Annotated in this window: 16 protein-coding genes; 6 read left to right on the top strand and 10 right to left on the bottom strand. The window is 66.1% G+C overall.

The genetic code is table 11. The annotated features are described in order from the left end of the window. Positions 1-153: 153 nt before the first annotated feature. The 8 genes from ACEN9O_RS06885 to ACEN9O_RS06850 all read right to left on the bottom strand — a co-directional run bounded on the left by ACEN9O_RS06885 (position 154) and on the right by ACEN9O_RS06850 (position 9205). Positions 154-927 (bottom strand): spermine/spermidine synthase domain-containing protein, encoded by a 774-nt coding sequence (locus ACEN9O_RS06885; RefSeq protein WP_495616851.1) that lies wholly within the window; start codon positions 925-927, stop codon positions 154-156. Between the two features lie 69 nt (positions 928-996). Continuing rightward, a complete protein-coding gene (locus ACEN9O_RS06880) occupies positions 997-1467 on the bottom strand; it encodes an FxDxF family PEP-CTERM protein (protein WP_495616850.1) in 471 nt (156 codons plus the stop codon). 247 nt (positions 1468-1714) lie between these two features. Beyond that, complete coding sequence (locus tag ACEN9O_RS06875) at positions 1715-3106, bottom strand: sensor histidine kinase (RefSeq protein ID WP_495616849.1); 1392 nt, start codon at positions 3104-3106, stop codon at positions 1715-1717. Next, on the bottom strand, positions 3106-4449 hold the full coding sequence (locus ACEN9O_RS06870) for a sigma-54-dependent transcriptional regulator (protein ID WP_495616848.1): 1344 nt from the start codon (positions 4447-4449) through the stop codon (positions 3106-3108). The genes ACEN9O_RS06875 and ACEN9O_RS06870 overlap by 1 nt, the downstream gene beginning before the upstream one ends. Positions 4450-4588: 139 nt before the next feature. Beyond that, a complete protein-coding gene (locus ACEN9O_RS06865; protein ID WP_495616847.1) occupies positions 4589-5824 on the bottom strand; it encodes an ABC transporter permease in 1236 nt (411 codons plus the stop codon). A gap of 12 nt (positions 5825-5836) precedes the next feature. Next, a complete protein-coding gene (locus ACEN9O_RS06860) occupies positions 5837-7153 on the bottom strand; it encodes an ABC transporter permease (protein WP_495616846.1) in 1317 nt (438 codons plus the stop codon). A gap of 10 nt (positions 7154-7163) precedes the next feature. Then, on the bottom strand, positions 7164-7916 hold the full coding sequence (locus tag ACEN9O_RS06855) for an ABC transporter ATP-binding protein (protein WP_495616845.1): 753 nt from the start codon (positions 7914-7916) through the stop codon (positions 7164-7166). A 20-nt stretch (positions 7917-7936) separates the two neighbouring features. Then, positions 7937-9205: an efflux RND transporter periplasmic adaptor subunit gene (locus ACEN9O_RS06850; protein ID WP_495616844.1), complete on the bottom strand. Its 1269-nt coding sequence runs from the start codon at positions 9203-9205 to the stop codon at positions 7937-7939. A gap of 193 nt (positions 9206-9398) precedes the next feature. Here ACEN9O_RS06850 and ACEN9O_RS06845 point away from each other — a divergent pair, with 193 nt between their 5' ends. The 4 genes from ACEN9O_RS06845 (at position 9399) to ACEN9O_RS06830 (ending at position 13348) form a co-directional block, all read left to right on the top strand. Next, on the top strand, positions 9399-10952 hold the full coding sequence (locus tag ACEN9O_RS06845; RefSeq protein WP_495616843.1) for a MutS-related protein: 1554 nt from the start codon (positions 9399-9401) through the stop codon (positions 10950-10952). A 55-nt stretch (positions 10953-11007) separates the two neighbouring features. Then, complete coding sequence (locus ACEN9O_RS06840; protein WP_495616842.1) at positions 11008-11535, top strand: GbsR/MarR family transcriptional regulator; 528 nt, start codon at positions 11008-11010, stop codon at positions 11533-11535. A gap of 86 nt (positions 11536-11621) precedes the next feature. After that, positions 11622-12884 carry an SDR family oxidoreductase gene (locus tag ACEN9O_RS06835; RefSeq protein WP_495616841.1) on the top strand — a complete coding sequence of 421 codons (1263 nt, stop codon included), beginning with the start codon at positions 11622-11624 and terminating at the stop codon, positions 12882-12884. Further along, positions 12884-13348, top strand: coding sequence for a DUF2269 family protein (locus tag ACEN9O_RS06830; RefSeq protein ID WP_495616840.1), 465 nt, complete (start codon positions 12884-12886; stop codon positions 13346-13348). Before ACEN9O_RS06835 ends, ACEN9O_RS06830 begins: the two co-directional genes overlap by 1 nt. A 38-nt stretch (positions 13349-13386) precedes the next feature. Here the strand turns inward: ACEN9O_RS06830 and ACEN9O_RS06825 are convergent, their stop codons facing one another. Both ACEN9O_RS06825 and ACEN9O_RS06820 read right to left on the bottom strand, forming a co-directional pair. After that, a complete protein-coding gene (locus ACEN9O_RS06825) occupies positions 13387-14136 on the bottom strand; it encodes a carbon-nitrogen hydrolase family protein (protein ID WP_495616839.1) in 750 nt (249 codons plus the stop codon). Further along, complete coding sequence (locus tag ACEN9O_RS06820) at positions 14136-16097, bottom strand: phosphoethanolamine transferase (protein ID WP_495616838.1); 1962 nt, start codon at positions 16095-16097, stop codon at positions 14136-14138. The genes ACEN9O_RS06825 and ACEN9O_RS06820 overlap by 1 nt, the downstream gene beginning before the upstream one ends. 291 nt (positions 16098-16388) lie before the next feature. On the opposite strand from ACEN9O_RS06820, the gene rpsL reads away from it, so the two are divergent. Next, on the top strand, positions 16389-16772 hold the full coding sequence (rpsL, locus tag ACEN9O_RS06815; protein WP_008444270.1) for a 30S ribosomal protein S12: 384 nt from the start codon (positions 16389-16391) through the stop codon (positions 16770-16772). A gap of 148 nt (positions 16773-16920) precedes the next feature. Continuing rightward, entirely contained in the window at positions 16921-17391 is a 471-nt protein-coding gene (gene rpsG, locus ACEN9O_RS06810; RefSeq protein WP_008444271.1) for a 30S ribosomal protein S7, read from the top strand. The last annotated feature ends 17 nt before the right edge of the window (positions 17392-17408 follow it).

The raw sequence follows: 17408 nt of genomic DNA, 5'->3' as shown, positions 1-17408 counted from the left end.
GCTAACCGAGCGGCAACGCGGCTTGCACCATATTGTTGCAAAATATGTACATTTGATAATATTTCGTGCGTTATACGACGACTTGGCGTAACCTGATCGACGGACTGCTGCAAAATGGTGCAAAACTGTGGTGTGCACGCATCAGTAAACTGTTTATTGCTGATCCAACATCCAGCCCTTCAAGCCGTTGACCCAGGACTTGGCCGGCAGGTTCAGGCTCTTCTTGATGGCCCCGGCGCGTTCATACAGCAGGCTGAAATCGAGCACCGGCGACTGCTTGAAGGCGATCACCACGATGTTGGCGTCGTGCACCTCCGGCAGCCAGACCACGGCGTCGAACACCTGTTCCATCGCCTGCAGGTTCTTGTCGTAGTTGGCGAAGTCGCCGAACACATTGGTGGTCATCATGCCGCCGTCGCGCAGGGTGTCGAAGCAGGCCTGGTAGAACTCGGGCGTATCGAGCACCGGGCCGCGCGCCTCCTCGTCGTACAAGTCCACCTGCAGGATGTCGGCGCTGCCGTGGTTGGCCGGGTCGAGCACGAAATCCATGGCGTTCATTTCCAGCACGTTCAGCCGCTCGTCGTTGGACGGCAGGCCGAACTGCGCGTTGCAGATGGCGATCACGTTCGGATTGAGCTCGACCGCCGTCACGCGCGCGCCGGGCAGGCGGCGGTAGCAGAACTTGGTGAGCGCGGCGCTGCCCAGGCCCAGCTGGACCACGTGGCGCGGCTGGTCGTTGAACAGCAGCCACATCATCATCATCTGCACGTATTCGAGCTCGATGTTGTCCGGCTTGGCCAGGCGCATCGCGCCCTGCACCCAGGAGGTGCCCAGGTGCAGGCTGCGCACGCCCTGGTATTCGGTGATGGTGGCGGGAGGGTGGCCGGGCGCGTCGAAGCGGGCGGCGGAGGCGGGGATCTTGGACATGCCGGTAGTTTACCAGCCCGCGCGGGATAAAAAAAAGACGCCGCAGCGTCTTTTACGGAATGACGGCGCTCAGGAGCGGCGTCGCCGCGCGACCAGGCCCATCAGCCCCAGGCCGCCCAGCAGCATGCCGTAGGTGGCCGGTTCCGGCACGGCCGAGGTGATGTTCAGCGTGCCGCCATAGCTGGCTTCGCCCATGTCGGTGCCCTTGATGGTCAGCGTGACCAGGCCGCTCACCGGCACGCTGAAGAACACGCTGCCCGACGAGAAGCCATTGAAGACGGGCAGCGGGGTGCCGTTGATGTCGGCCCAGTTGAAGTTCAGCAAGGTCGCCGGCGTGGTCGTGGCGTCGACGAAGTTGGCGAAGAAGCCCTGCGCCGTGCCCGGCGCGCCGGAGTACCAGAACTTATAGGTATCGGTGAACGCCATCCCGTCGCTGTGCGTGGTGCCGAAGGAAAGGCTCCAGTGGCTGGGACCGCCCACCATCGCGACCACTGCCGGCGCGTAGTCGTTGGCCATGGCGCCACCGGTTGCCGCCGCCATGAGCCCTGCTGCCAGTATTGATTTTAATTTCATATTATCCTCGTGAAATATCAGACTAGAGACATAAAACCCCGTACTACCTATGCAAAGTAAACTGGGCAATTTTCGATGTCAATTCGATATTTTTTTATCGTGCGCCGCCGCGCGATAGACTGGGACTACTACACGGGCTGAGCAATAAGTAATTTCTACTAAGAAATTTCCGATGTGCAAACTGACGGCACAATTTCAGGGCCGGCCGGGCCGATTAGTTGTTGGTTGTCGACACCGGCAGGATCAGCGTCACGGTCAGGCCGCCGCCGTCGCGGTTGGCCAGCGTGATGCGGCCGCCGTGCGCCTCGGCGATCTCGCGCGCCAGCGCCAGGCCCAGGCCGGTGCCGCTGCGCTTGGTGGAGTAGAAGGGCACCAGCGCGTTGGTCAGCACGGTGTCGCTCATGCCGGGGCCGCGGTCCTGGACGTCGATGCGCACCGCGCCGTGCAGGCGCCGCACCTCCAGGCTGACCTGGTTGGCCGGCGAGCCCGATTCGTGGGCGTTCTTGAGCAGGTTCAGCAGCGCCTGCTCCAGTTGCGAGGGGTCGAAGGCGCAGGGCTCGTCGGGCGGCGCGCCGGCCACCGTGAAGTCGACCTGGGCCGCCAGCTGGGCCAGGAAGGCCGGCCAGGCCTGCAGCTCCAGCCGCGGCGCCGGCAGCTTGGCGAAGCGCGCGTAGCCGAGGATGAAGCTTTCCAGGTGGCGGGTGCGCTCCTCGATGGTGGCGAGGATCTGCGGCAGGCGCTCGGTCTGGCCGCGCCGCACCAGCTCGGCGCCGGAATGGGCCAGCGAGGTCAGCGGGGCGAGCGAGTTGTTCAGCTCGTGGCTGATGACGCGGATCACCTTCTTCCAGGTCTGCACCTCCTGCCGGCGCAGCTCCATGGTCAGCTGGCGCAGCAGCAGCAGCTCGTGCTTGCGGCCGTTGAGGTTGAAGCTGCGGCGCGCCAGGTGGTAGACCTCTTCCTCGTCGAGCGTTTCCTGGTCCCCGCTGGCGCCGGCCTCGCTGGTGGTGAACAGGCCGTCGCCGCCGCGCGCCATCGCCTCCCGCAGCGCCGGCGAGGCGTGCGCCAGGATGTCGTCGAGGCGGTGCCCCTCCAGCTTGCGGCCCTGGTTGAGCAGCTGGCGCGCGGCGACGTTGGCGTACACCACCGGGCCGGCCTCGCTCACCAGCAGCATCGCCACCGGCGTGTTCTGCACCATGGTGTCGAGCAGCAGCTCGCGCTGCACCAGGTCCAGGCGCTGCTGGCGCAGCACGTCGCCCAGCGCGTTGTGGGCCGCCACCAGATCGCTGAGCTCGTCGTTCTGCGGCCAGTGCAGGCTGAACGAGAAATCGCCGTCCTTGTAGCTGGTGACGGTGCCGGTCAGCGCGCGGAACAGCGACAGCATGGATTCCAGCTGGGCGCGGATGGTGATGATGGAGATCGGCAGCACGCACAGCAGGCACACCGCCAGCACCAGGCCCGGATGGTCGGGAAAGAAATGGGTCAGCGTCAGCGCGATCACGATGCCGACCGTCAGCAGGGTGCCGACCATCGCGGTCCAGCGCGTCAGCAGGGATAAGCGTGCGGCGGACGGGCGGGGGGCCTGACGGCGGCGGCCGGCGTTGTCCATCAGGGGCGGGCGATGCCCAGCCGCTCCATGCGGCGGTACAGGGCCTGGCGCGACAGACCGAGCTCGGCGGCGGCCTGCGCCACCACGCCGCCGGCGCGGCTCAGCGCCAGGCCGATGGTGTCGCGGTCCGGCTCGCGCGCGCCGTCGTCGGCGATGGCGCCGGCGGCGGCGGCCGGCAGGCCAAGGTCGGCTGCCTTGATGACGTCGCCGGCGGCCAGCAGGCCGGCGCGCGCCATGACGTTTTTCAGTTCGCGCACATTGCCCGGCCACGGGTGGGCCAGCAGCGCCTGCTGCGCCGACGGGTGCAGGTCCTTGCCGGCGCCGAGGAAGTGCCGCGCCAGCGGCAGGATGTCGGCCGGGCGCCCGGCCAGCGGCGGCAGCCGCAGCTCGATCACGTTGAGGCGGTAGAACAGGTCTTCGCGGAAGCTGCCGGCCCGTATCATGGCCTGCAGGTCGGCGTTGGTGGCGCTGACCACGCGCACCTTGACCTGGCGCTCGCGGTTGGAGCCGAGCCGCTCGAAGCGGCCGGTCTCCAGCACCCGCAGCAGCTTCATTTGCCCGGCCAGCGGCAGGTTGCCGATCTCGTCGAGGAACAGGGTGCCGCCATCGGCCGCCTCGAACTTGCCCTCGCGCGCCTTGGAGGCGCCGGTGTAGGCGCCGGCGTCGGCGCCGAACAGTTCGGCCTCGATCAGCTCGGCCGGCAGGGCGCCGCAGTTCAACACCACGAAGGGGCCGTCACGCACGGCGGAGTTGGCCTGGATGATCTCGGCGATGCGCTCCTTGCCGGTGCCGTTCGGGCCGCTGATCAGGACCGGGACGTCGGCGCGCGCCACCTGGCAGGCCAGGTGGATCACGCGCTCGGTGGCCGGGTCCTGCCACACCATGCCGCGCAGGTCGTAGCCGCGCTCGAGCTCGTGCCGCTGGCGCAGCTCGGTCTGCAGGCGCTGCTGCAGCGCGCGCTTGGCCTGGCCCAGTTCGATCAGATTGTGCACCGTGGCGATCAGGCGGTTGTCGTCCCACGGCTTGGCCAGGTAGTCGGCGGCGCCGGCCTTGACCAGGTCGACCGCCGCGTCCAGGTGGGTCCAGGCGGTCAGCAGGATCACCGGCAGCTCGGGATGGCGCTCGCGGATGGCGCGGAACAGCGCCGTGCCTTCCTCGCCCGAGGTGGTGTCGGCGGAAAAGTTCATGTCCTGCAGCACCAGGTCGACGCTGTGGCGTTCCAGCAGCGCCAGGCCGGCTTCGGGGGAGGCGGCGCGCAGCGCGTCGATGTCGTGCAGCGAGAACAGCACTTCAAGCGCGATGGCGACGGCGGCGTTGTCGTCGATGATCAATACGGTAGGCATGCCGCAAGCATAACATTGTCGCGGCATGCCTGACACAGCAAACATCGTTAGTCGTTCCCGCGCAGGCGGGAACCCATAGGACGTGGCCTATCCTGCTCGGCATGGATCCCCGCGTGCGCGGGGATGACGGCCCTGTTCACTAGGCGCTGCGGGTGGCGGTGGCCGGCGAAATGGTGGCCGCGCGCCAGGCCGGGCCGTACACCGCGGCCACGCCCAGCGTCCAGAACACGGCGGCGCCGGCGATCAGGTAGCCGGCCGGCAGGCGCGCCATTTCCAGCTGGCTCACCAAGAGCTGGTTCAGGCCCAGCGCCAGCAGCACGCCGGCCGCCACGCCGCCGCTGGTGATCATGAAGTTCTCGGTGATGAAGTAGCGCAGGATGTCGATCCGGCGCGCCCCCAGCGCGCGCCGCACGCCGATCTGCTTGCGGCGCTGCGTGACCCACAGGCTGGCCATGCCGACGATGCCGCTGGCGGTGATCAAGAGCAGCAGCACGCTGACCGTCACCAGCATCCACGCCAGCGCGTTGTCGGCGCGGTAGCGGTTGGTGCGCATCTCGGCCATGGTGCGGGTCCTGACGATGATCGGGGTCGGCGAGGCGGCGCGCAGCGCCGCCTCGGCCTCCTTGATCACGCGGTCCAACTGGCCCGGCTCGGCGCGCAGCGTGTAGCCGTCGGCGTCGTCGCCGGTCAGGCGCACCGGCACCAGCGTGGAGAATTCGCCGGTCTCGTCGATCTGGGCGCTGGGCGTCTGCAACTGTTCGACCACGCCCACCACGCGCGCATCCTTGGCCGACTCGCCGGTGCCGAAGTAGATGGTCTTGCCGATCACGCTGGCCTGGCCCGGCCACATCTTCTCGGCCAGCTTGCGGCTGACGATGACCACCTTGGGCATTTCATCGCTGGTGTTCTGGTCGACCTCGGGGATTTCGCCGGGCAGGAAGTCGCGCCCCTCGACCAGGTGCAGGCCCCAGGTCTTGACCAGCGAATCGGGGCCGTAGTAGGTGGTCGACTGCGCGGTGGACTTGACCTGCTTGCGGTCGAGCGCCAGGCCGGTGTAGTTGCCGGAGCGCGACAGCGGCAGTTGCGAGACCATGGCCACCGACAGCACGCCGGGCACGGCGCGCATCAGCGCCGTCTCGCGGTGCTGCACCGCCAGCTGGTCCTGGTGGCCGCCGTTCTTCAGGTGGCGGATCTGCAGGGCGAACACGTCCTGCTCGCGTTCCAGGCCGCTGGTGCGGGCCGACACGGCCTGGCGCACCTGCACGATGTGCAGCGCGTTGGCCAGGATCGCCAGGCTCAGCGCGACCTGGACGGCGACCAGCACCGGGCCGGTCTTGTTGCGCAACAGCGCGGAAAGGATGGGGCGGATTTCCATGGTGCGGCTCCCTTATTGAGATTTGAGTTGCAGTGCCGGCGTCACCTGGCAGGCGCGCCAGGTCGGCAGCAGGCCGGCCAGCACGGCCGCCAGCACCGCCATGGCAAAGGTGGTGACCAGCATGATCCAGTCCATGTGCGCGACCACCGTCAGCGCCTTCGACTGCATGGCGATCAGCGCCAGCGCGCCGAAGGCCAGCAGCAGGCCGAGTGCGCCGCCGACCAGGCCGACCACCGTGGTCTCGATCAGGAACTGCTGGAAGATCTCGCGCCGCGAGGCGCCCAGCGCGCGGCGGATGCCGACCTCGGCGGCGCGCACCGAGAACTTGGCCAGCAGCAGGCCGATGGTGTTGACCAGGCACAGCACCAGGAAGCCGAACGCCAGCCAGGCCGACAGCCTGTTGTCGTTGCCGACCACCTTCATGTAGTCCAGCCATTCGCGCACGTCATACAGCTTGTTGGGGGCGTTGCGCTTGAGGCGGCCCAGCTTGCGCTGCTCGATGGCGTAGCTGTCGAGGAAGCTTTGCAGCTCGGCGCGGTCGCCGGCGCTGCGGGTCTCGATCCAGCCCTGGATCCAGGTGCACTCGGAGTCGATGAAGGCCTGGAAGCCGGGCGGCACGTCGCTGCTGCAGCTGGTGCTGCCGTTGCGCTGCATCTCGTGGCGGATGGCGCTGGTGAACGGGATGAACAGCTCGTCCTCCTCGGCGAAGGCGCCGTCCGGGGTGCCGAGGATGCGGTGGAAGCGCGGCACCACGTTCCAGGTGTCGAGCACGCCGACGATCTGGTACTGCAGGCCGGCCAGGGTCATGCGCTGGCCGACCGGGTCGGTGCCGCCGTACAGTTTTTCCGCCAGCTTGCGGCTGAGCACGACGACGTCGGCGCCGACCTTGTCGTCGGCCGGGCTCCAGCCCTGGCCGTGCAGGAAGGGCGCTTCGAACATGTTGAAGAAGTCGCCGTACGGCGCCAGGCCGCGCGCGGTGAACACGCCGACATCCTTGCGCTGCGGCTCGACCGGCACGGCGATGCCGTAGATCGCGGTGCGGCGCTCACCGACCTTGCTGTTGACCAGGTTGACGGCGTCGCGGTAGCTGAGCTGGCGGTCGCCGGGCTCGTCGCCCGGCTTGTAGCCTTCGATCGGACCGTTGTCGACCAGCGGCACGAACAGGCGCTCGCTCTTGGACGGAATCGGGTCGCCCGACATCACGTGCAGGATGGTCAGCGTGGCTACGCTGGCGGCCACGCCGACGGCCAGCGTCAGCACCATCAGCGCGGTCAGGGCCGGGTTGCGGCGCAGGCTGCGCAGCCCCAGCAGGAAGTAGTATTGGAACATGTGGCGCTCCTTATGCGACATGGGTTTTGCCGTCGGCGTGGGGGGGGGCATTGACATTGGCATTGGCGTTGGCATCAAACAGCGTCGGCGCCTTGCGCACCAGGTCCGACACCTGGCCGTCGATGATGTGGACGTTGCGCTGCGAGCGCACCGCCAGTTCCGGATCGTGGGTCACCATCAGGATGGTGGTGCCCTGGGCGTTGATCTCCTCCAGCAGCTCCATCACGCCACGCGCCATCTGGGTGTCCAGGTTGCCGGTCGGCTCGTCGGCCAGCAGCAGCTTGGGCGAGCCGGCCAGCGCGCGCGCGATCGCCACGCGCTGCTGCTGGCCGCCGGACAGTTCGGCCGGATAGTGCCGCATGCGCGAGGCCAGGCCGACCTTGGCCAGCGCGTCCTCGATGCGCTCCTTGCGCTCGGCGGCGTTGAAGCCGCGGTAGCGCAGCGGTACGTCGACGTTGTCGAACAGCGACAGGTCCGGGATCAGGTTGAAGCCCTGGAAGATGAAGCCGAGCTTCTCGTTGCGCAGGCGCGAGCGGGCGTTGTCGTCCATGCCCTTGACGTTGATGCCGTCGAGGATGTACTCGCCGTCGGTGAACTCCTCCAGCAGGCCGGCGATGTTGAGGAAGCTGGTCTTGCCGGAGCCGGAAGGACCGGTCACGGTGACGAACTCGCCCTGCTTGACGTTGATCTCGAAGCCGCGCAGCGCGTGGGTTTCGATCATGTGGGTACGATAGACTTTGCTCAGGTTTTGCATGCGCAGCATGGCGGGCCTCTTCAGAGAAATTATGGATTGATCGAGACGCGCTCGGCGTTCTCGAAGGTTTCGGTACCGGCGATGACGACCTTGTCGCCCTGTTTCAAACCGCCGAGGATCTCCACCGCGGAGACGCTGGTGGCGCCCATCTTGATCGGGGTGCGGATGGCGATGCCGTCCCGGACTACATAAGCGTAGCGGCCGCCTTCGGACTCCACGAACGGGCCGCGCTGCAGCATCAGCGTGTTGGGCTTCTCGTCGATCAGCAGGCGCGCGGTGACGCGCTGGTTCTGGCGCAGGCCGGCCGGCTGGGCGGCGGTGAAGCGCACCCGCGCCAGCACCTGGTTCTTGACCACCTCCGGCGACAGCGCGGACAGCCTGGCGTTGGCGGTGCCGGTGCCGAAGTTGACCTCGGCGTTCATGCCCAGGCCAATGTCGGACACATAGGTCTCCGGCACCTCCAGCTCCACTTCCAGGCGCGACAGGTCGACCAGGGTCATCAGCGGCGCGTTGGCCGGCACCACACTGCGGTTGGCCACCGACAAGGTGCCGATGAAGCCGTCCACCGGCGCGCGCACGGTCAGCTCGTCGACGCGGCGCTGGGCGTTGGCCAGCGACAGGCGCTGGCGGTCCAGCTCGTTGATCTTGGTCTTCAGCTCCAGCGCGACGTTGTCGCTTTCCAGCTCGGCCGCCTGGCCGGCGTGTTTGGCGCGGATCTCGGCCGAGTTCAGCGCGTCCTTGGCCTTCTGGTATTCGATCTTGGCGATGATGCCTTCGTTGGAGACGGCGTTGTAGCGCTCCAGCGTGCGCAGCGCGGACAGGCGTTCGATCTCGGCGGTGTCGGCGTCGCGGCGGGCCAGCAGTTTTTGTTTGCGGGCCAGGATCTTCTGGCGCTCGACCTCGGCCTCCAGCTGCAGGAAGCTCGATTGCTCGCGCTTGAGGGCGTCGGTCAGGTCGGGCGATTCCAGCACCGCCAGCACGTCGCCTTTCTTGACGGTGTCGCCGGCGGCGGCCTTCAGCGTCACCGTGGCCGGCGAGGCCGAGTACAAGGTCGGGCTGATGGCGGCGACGATGCGGCCGTTGACGGCGGCGTCGCGGATCAGCGTGCCGCGGCCCACTTCGGCGATGCGCAGGCGCGACAGGTTGACCGAATGGTCGCTGCCGCGCCAGGAGTGGACGATGGAGTAGGCCGCCGCCGCCAAGGCGATGGCGCCGACCGCGATGATCAGGCGACGCCTGGTGGCCTGGCCCTTGGGGGCGGCGATGACGGCGTCTTGATTGGAGGTGTCGCGTATCATGATCGTGTAAGTGTGTAGAGATGCGCAACGTTATGCAGAAACTGTGCCAGTGGCTAAGTGTTTGATTTCATTGGTGATGACTGCCGCTGTCCGTTGTCCGCCTGCTTGTCCGGTCGTCCGCGCTGTCCGGCCGCGCTTGATAAACCGGCAAGCATGACCATCTGTGGCGCTGTCGCCCCCACCTGAGCACTTGATGAGCTTTCTCGACCGTCTGACCCGCTTCCTGCTGCCGGCCGAAACGCCGATAGCCGACTATCCCTTTGTTGCCAGCGACGTCGCCCTGTACCGGCGCACCGCGCACGCCGACGCCAGCGCGCTGGATGCGCAAACCTGGGACGACATGCTGCTGCCGCAATACAGCGCGCAGCTGGCGCGCGAGACCAGCATCTTCGGCCAGCAGGAGCTGCACCGGCGGCTGCATGCGGACGGCGGCGGGGGGGCCGCGTCCGCCGTCCGCGTGCGGACACTGGCGCAGGATGCCGGACAACGGCAGCGCCTGCTCGCCGCCTGTTCCGGCTTGCGCCGCGCCGACCGCGAGGTCAGCGAGACCCTGTTCGGCGCGCCGCTGGCGCCATCGCCGCGCTGGGCCGCGCTGCTGCCGTGGCTGCCGTTGGGCTTGCTGCTGTCGGTGGTGCTGGCGCTGGTCACCGGCGTGGTGGCGCTGTGGGGCGTGGTGGTGGCGTTGTGGGTGCTGCTGATGGTGGTGCAGACCCGTTATCGCGAAGTGGTCGAGGAATGGGGGCGCAGCCTGGCGACGCTGCAGCACATGCTGCGCGCCCACAGCCTGCTGGCGATGCTGGACGATCCGCTGACGGCCGGCCTGCGCGAGGACGCGGCGCAGGCGGGCAAGCTCAATCGCAAGCTCTCGCAGTCGGTGCTCGCCAACCTGCCCGGCGTGCGCGAGTACCGCGACTGGCTGTTGCAGATGAATGTGCGTCACTATTTCGCCAGCCGCGATACGGTGCGCGGGCAGCTGGCGCTGCTGCGCTCCAGCTTTGAGCGGGTGGCGGCGCTGGAGGCCGACCTGGCGCTGGCACGCCACCTGGCGCAGACGCCCCGTTATTGCTGGGCGGAGCAGGGCGGCGCCGTCGCGCTGGAGCAGGTGGTGCATCCGCTGCTGGCACAGGCCGAGCCGCTGTCGTTCGCGCTGGCGCAGCGGGGCGCCTTTATCTCCGGGCAGAACGGCATCGGCAAGAGCACCTTGCTGCGCACGGTGGGCCTGAACCTGATCGTGGCCCGCGCCTTTGGCTTCTGCTATGCGGAGCAGGCGGTCACGCCGCTGCTGCCGGTGTATTCCAGCATGCAGAGCGAGGACGCGCTGGAGGGCGGTGAGAGCCTCTACATCGCCGAGCTGCGACGGGCGCGCGAGTTGCTGGCGCTGGCCGAGCGGGCGCCGGCGGTGTTCATCATCGACGAGATTTTCCGCGGCACCAATCACCTGGAATCGATCTCGGCGGCGGCGGCCGTGCTGCACACGCTGTCGCAGCAGGGCACGGTGATCGTCTCCTCGCACAACCTGGTGCTGGCGCCGCTGCTGGAGGAGCGCTTGACGCCGTGGTGCGTCAGCCGCGTGGGCGACGGCCTGCGGGTGGCGCCCGGCGTGCTGCGCGAGACCAACGGCATCGCCCTGCTGGGCGCGCGCGGCTTCGACGCCGCCATCTCGGCCAAGGCCAACCGCGTGTTCGACTGGCTCAGCGACTACATGGCGCATCCGGCCGATTGCGAGGGGATACGGAATAGTCTTTGACATTTGCGGTTTGCAGTTCTATGATTTCTGTAATGACAGAAATAAAGGAATTGCCATGACGCTTGCGCCGACCATCCAGAAGTACATCCTGCACTGGGGGGAGATGGGCACGCGCTGGGGCGTCAACCGCACGGTGGCGCAGATCCATGCGCTGCTGTTCCTGTCCAACCGCCCGCTGCCGGCCGAGGAAATCGCCGACACGCTGACCGTGGCGCGCTCCAACGTCAGCAACAGCCTGAAGGAGCTGCAAAGCTGGGGGCTGGTGCGCATCACCCACATGGCCGGCGACCGCCGCGATCATTTTGTCGCCTTGCAGGATGTGTGGGAAATCTTCCGCGTCATCGTCGAGGAGCGCAAGAAGCGCGAGATCGATCCCACGCTGACGGTGCTGCGCGAATGCGCGCTGGAGGCGGAGAACGATCCGGCGCTGGAGCAGGCCACCAAGGTCAAGATGGACCAGGTGCTGGACTTCCTTGAAATGCTGACCGCCACCTACGGCGACTACAAGCACCTGCCGCCGGCCACCATGCAGCGCTTCCTGAAAATGGGTGGCAAGGTGGCGCGCCTGCTGGGCGGAGACTGACACGGAGCGCGCCTTCACGCATCTTTCGCGCTAAAAATTTCACTTTATATTTCTGTTTATGCAGAAATAAGGAAAAAGGCACCGTCATGAAGATCTTGATACTGGGCGCGACAGGATTGGTCGGCAGCCATGCGCTGCGCGCCTTGCGCGCCGAAGGCTGCAGCGTGATCGGCGCCAGTCGTCAACGGCCGTTGGGCGAGCGTCCAGAGGACTGGCTCGAGATCGATTTCGGACGCATGGTCGCCGAAAGCGACTGGCTGCCGCTGCTCGCCGGTGTGGACGCGGTAATCAATTGCGTGGGCATTATCCGCGAGGCGCAGGCGGGCGATTTCGACCGCCTGCACCGTGCCGCGCCGGTCGCGCTGTTCGCAGCCTGCGAACGCCTCGGCGTGAGGCGGGTGCTGCAAGTGTCGGCGCTCGGCAGCCATACGGATGCGGCAACCGGCTACTGGCGCAGCAAGGGCGCGGCGGAGGCGGACCTGCTGGCGCGGCCGCTTGACGCCATCGTCGTCCGGCCATCGCTGGTGTATGGCGAGGAGGGCGCCAGCAGCGTCATGTTCCGCATGCTGGCGACCTTGCCCGTGCTGATGCTGCCGATGGCGCACGGCGCCCTGGTGCAGCCCATCCATGTCGATGACCTGGCTGCGTTGCTGGTCAAGCTGACCCTGGCTGTGGCGGCGCCGCGCGAAATCGCCGTAGTCGGTCCGCGCGCGATGACGATGGCAAGCTATCTCGGCGCTTTGCGTAGCGGCATGCAGGCGCCTGCTTCACTGGTGCTGGATATGCCGATGCCGCTGGCACGGCTGGTCGCGCGCGCGTCGGCGCTGGTGCCATCGAGCGCGCTCACGCCGGAATCGCTGCAGATGCTGGAGCACAGCGCCAGCGGCGGTAACACTGCCGACGCCGCCCCGGCCGTCGCGCTGTTGGGCCGGCCGCTGCGCGATCCTGCGGCCTTCACGCGACCTGCACTGCGCGTCGGCGCCGCCTGGTCGTGGGCGGAGCCCTTGGTGACCACGGCGGTTGCGTTGCTGTGGTTGATCACCGCCTGGGTCTCATGGTTTGGCTGGCCGCATGCTGACAGCCGTGCGTGGCTGGCGGCCTGTGGCGTGCCGGCCGGCTTGCAGGAAGCGATGCTGTTGTCGGCCAGCGCCGTGGACGCGGGCATAGGCGTGCTGCTGTTGCTGCGGCCGCGCCGCTGGTTGTGGGCGGCGCAGCTGGCGCTGGTGGGCGGCTACACCGTCATCATGAGCGCATGCCTGCCGGCGTTCTGGCTGCATCCGTTCGGCCCCCTCAGCAAGAACCTGCCCTTGCTGGCGTTGATGTTCCTGATGTGGAGAGTCAGCAAATAATGGATTACCTTGCGATCAAATGGCTGCATATCCTGTCGGCCACGCTGATGTTCGGCACCGGCTTCGGCACGGCGTTCTATATGTTCTTCGTCAATCGCAGCGGCAATGTGCAGGCGATGGCGGTGGTGACGCGGCTGGTGGCCAAAGCCGACTGGTGGTTCACCACGCCATCCGTGATCATCCAGCCGCTGTCGGGCCTGTGGATGATCCATCTGGCGGGCTTCCCGTTCACGTCGGGGTGGATCGTCTGGTCGATAGCGTTGTATGTGTTGGCTGGCGTCTGCTGGTTGCCGGTAGTCTGGCTGCAACTGCGGATGCGCGATATGGCGGTGGCCGCCGCGCATGACAACGCGGCGCTGCCGGCGCGCTATTGGTTCTACGAAAAAATCTGGACCGCGCTCGGCATCCCGGCCTTCGTCGGTTTGCTGGTGGTGTACTGGCTGATGGTGCATAAACCGGCCTGATACCGCAACGCCCCCGATTCAATAAACCACACTTGCCATCACGTCCCGGTTAGCGCAACAACGTGTGCGCCGCCCTCCGCATCGACGACCAGCAAGGCGCTGCCCGGCCCGGCCACCTCTGCCGACAGCGCCCCGTTCGGCGTCCACCAGGCGCTGCGGCCCGCTGTCGCGTAACCGCCCGACGGCGCGGCGTGATTCGCCATCAGCACGCCCATGCCGAAGTCGCTGGCGTAGCGCTGAAGCCTGGCGGCGTCGTTGGCGTAACCTGCTTCGGAAATCAACACCCCCGCCAGATAGATCGATGCGCCGTCCGCCGCCGCATCGGCCGCGTGCTGGTAATGCGTGGCGTCGGCGCAGATCGCCTGGGCGTAGCGCTGCCCATTCAGTTCCTGGCAGTGCGGGCCCATCGGCCCCGGCCGTGCGTACAGCTCTTCGCCCGGATGCAGGTATTGCTTGCGGTAGATGGTGCTGCTGCCGTCGGGCAGGAAGCTGAACGCGGCGATGCAGGGTAGGGCGTCGCTGTCGTCGCCCAACGGCGCGCCGACGATGATGCGCATGCCGGCGGCCATGGCGGCGTTGCGCAGCGGCGCCAGGCGCGCGTCGTCCGGTGTCAGCGGGCAGTCGCGCAGCAGCGGCAGTTCGTAGCCGCACAGCGACAGTTCGGGAAACAGCAGCAGCTCTACGCCCTCGGCATGGGCGGCCTCGATGAAGCGCAGGTGGATGCGGACGTTGGCGTCGATGTCGCCGGCGATGGACGGCGATTGCGCGGCGGCGATGCGGATGCTCATTACTTCTCCTGTTTCAGCGGCTTGCCCTTGTCGATCACCTCGCGGCAGTCGCCCTTGAAGCTGGCGTTGTCGTAGTTGCTCCAGCCGTAGCTGTCGACGTAGCGCTTGTGCTGCTTGAACTGCTTGTTGATGAAGCTCCACTCCAGCCGCTCGTCGTCGTACTGGATGTCGCCCAGGTCCAGCAGCGTGTGGAAGATGTTTTCCGTCGCCAGTCGCGCCTTGCGGTGGCGCATCAGCTGCTTTACCTTCTCCGGGTAGCGCGCCTTGTATTCGTCCGAGTACCACACCAGCGCCGGCACGTGGAATTCAAACTGCGTGTTGTGGCCGTGGAAGGCGAGATTGCAGCTGTTGTCGTACAGCGTCTGGCCGTGGTCGGCCACATAGACCATAGCACCCAGCTCCTGCGTGCCCTTCAGCTGGTGGATCACCTGCGACAGGAACCAGTCGGTGTACAGGATGGAATTGTCATAGCTGTTGTTGAGCTGCGGCTTGATCTTGGTGTCGGTGTAGACCGGCTTGTCGACGCCGAACAGCGATGGCTGCCATTTGTCGAATGCCTTCGGATAGCGCTGGCTGTAGTTCCAGTGGTTGCCCAAGGTGTGCAATACGATCAGCTTTTTCGGCGCCGGATCGGCGATGGCGTGCTGCAGCGGCTCCAGCAGGATCTGGTCGAAGTTGGAGTTGTTGGTGAAGCCGCCCAGGTTCATGAACTGGATCACGTCCGCTTCCTTGGCGAACACCGACACCGGCGTGTCGAACTGGCCGAACGAGATCTGGTTGGACAGCCACCAGGTCTTGAAGCCGGCTTCCTTGTAGGCGGTCAGGAAGGATTTTTCCGAGAAGCCGTCCTTCAGGCTTTGCATGGCCGGCTTGCGCGAGATGATCACCGGCACCGACAGCCGCGTGGCCGACACCGCCGTGATGACGTCCGGCAGCGTGACCAGGTTGGCCTCCTGCTTGAGCAGCGGGGTGGTGTCGCGCTCGTAGCCGTTGATGCCCCAGCGGTCGTAGCGCGACGATTCGCCGATCACCATGATGACGATTTCCGGCGTGTCGTTCTTTTCCGGCTGGTGCGCCTTGAAGGTGAAGCTGCTGCTGCGCCGGCCCAGGTCGGCCAGGTAGGCGCGCTCCTTATAAAAGTCGACGCCGCGCGCGGTCAGGCCGAACGGCCACGACGAGGCGAAGTCGTCGAAGCCCAGCGGCGAGCGCATCCACCAGGGCAGCTGCGCCAGCTGCCAGCCGCTGCGGCCGGCGCCGGCGATGGCGGCGTGTTCGGGCGAGCTGTCCTCTTCGGCGTCTTCCTCTTCCTCGGCGGACGAGTCGTCGCTGTCCGAGGCATCGCTGGCGCTGACCGAGGCGGTGATGCCGACCTGGCTGAGCGCCGAACCCAGCGCCGAGCCGGCCGGCCCGGCGCTGGCCGCCTTGGACGCCGACACGGACGCGGCCTTCTGCGCCGGCTTGGCGCGCACGCCGAACTCCCAGCCGTAGAGCCACAGCGCGGACAGCGCTACTAATATAAGCAGCGCAATCCAGCGCGACTTGCCGCGCCAGGCCAGCATCGGGCTGCGGCGCGCGGCCAGCTGCACCGCGATCCACCAGGCGATCACCGCCAGCATCACCGCACCCATCAGCCACACTTTGCGGCCGAGGAATTCCAGCGCCTCCTTGGGGCTGGTCTCGGCGATGATGCCCAGGTGGTGGGTGGAAATGCCCTGGCCGTAGTACAGGAACAGGTAGAGCTCGGTCGGCAGCGCCAGGAAGGCCGGGATCAGCAGCCAGTGGAACCAGGCCGGGCGCTGCAGCACGCTCCACACCGCGGCCCAGGCCAGCAGCTCCACCAGCAGGATGTGCGTCAGCTCCGGCACCTGCCGCCCCAGCAGGAGGGGCACGCAGGGCACCAGCGACAGCAGCAGGTAGCTAGACAGCACGAACAGGGGAGCGGGGCGCAGCAGAGATCGCATAGACAGGGACTGTTGGATATTGTCTGCTATTATCAAGTGTTTCTTGACCTTTCAGCTAGTGTTTGCGTGCCCTGCGCGGCCGCATTCCGCCGCGAAATAGATTGACTGGTGTTCCAACCACGTCTATACTCGCGAGTTCTCAATTTATTCTGCACATCGTATACGCTGTTTCAGGCCGCTCCTCGCGAGTGGCTATTCGCGCCTCCGTTGTTCCTGTAGATCGAGACGAGGTTTTAGTCGCCGGACAGTCGTCCGGGTTATTAATGTTGTAATTTTGTTGGGTTTATAACGATGCCAACCATCAATCAACTGATTCGCAATCCACGCGTCGCTCTGACCGTGAAAAGCAAATCGCCGGCGCTGGAAAACAGCCCGCAAAAGCGCGGTGTTTGCACCCGTGTGTACACCACCACTCCTAAGAAGCCTAACTCGGCTCTGCGTAAAGTGGCCAAAGTGCGTCTGACCAACGGTTTCGAAGTGATTTCGTACATCGGCGGTGAAGGCCACAACCTGCAAGAGCACAGCGTTGTTCTGCTGCGCGGCGGTCGTGTAAAAGACTTGCCAGGTGTGCGTTACCACATGGTTCGCGGTGCACTGGATACCCAGGGCGTTAAAGACCGTAAGCAAGCTCGCTCGAAATACGGTACCAAGCGTGCCAAGCAAGCCAAGAAGTAATCTGCATTAAAAGTTTTCGCTCAGTGGCAGCTAACTAAGTGAATGTAATCGACCGCAGTGGTCGAGTAAGTGGATGGCTATGATGGCCCTCCGCGAGAGTGCGAATCCCATATCTGCGCACCTCAACTGAAGATTGAAAGGAATTGATATGCCACGTCGTCGTGAAGTACCCAAGCGCGAGATTCTGCCGGATCCAAAATTCGGCAACACGGATGTCGCGAAGTTCGTGAACGTTCTGATGCTGTCCGGTAAAAAATCGGTCGCAGAAAACATCATCTACGGTGCCTTCGAGCACATCGCCGCCAAGTCGGGCAAAGACCCGCTGGAAGTGTTCGCTACCGCGATCAACAACGCCAAGCCACTGGTTGAAGTTAAATCCCGTCGCGTCGGTGGTGCAAACTACCAGGTGCCGGTCGAAGTGCGCCCAGTGCGTCGTATGGCGCTGTCCATGCGCTGGCTGCGTGAAGCTGCCAACAAGCGCAGCGAAAAATCCATGCCACAACGCCTCGGCGGTGAGCTGATGGAAGCGGCTGAAGGCCGCGGCGGTGCAATGAAGAAGCGTGACGAAGTTCACCGCATGGCTGAAGCGAACAAGGCGTTCTCGCACTTCCGCTTCTAATCAAATCGGCCGGACCC

This window comes from Duganella sp. Dugasp78 (assembly GCF_059491455.1).
This window is presented reverse-complemented; position numbering and strand designations above follow the sequence as displayed.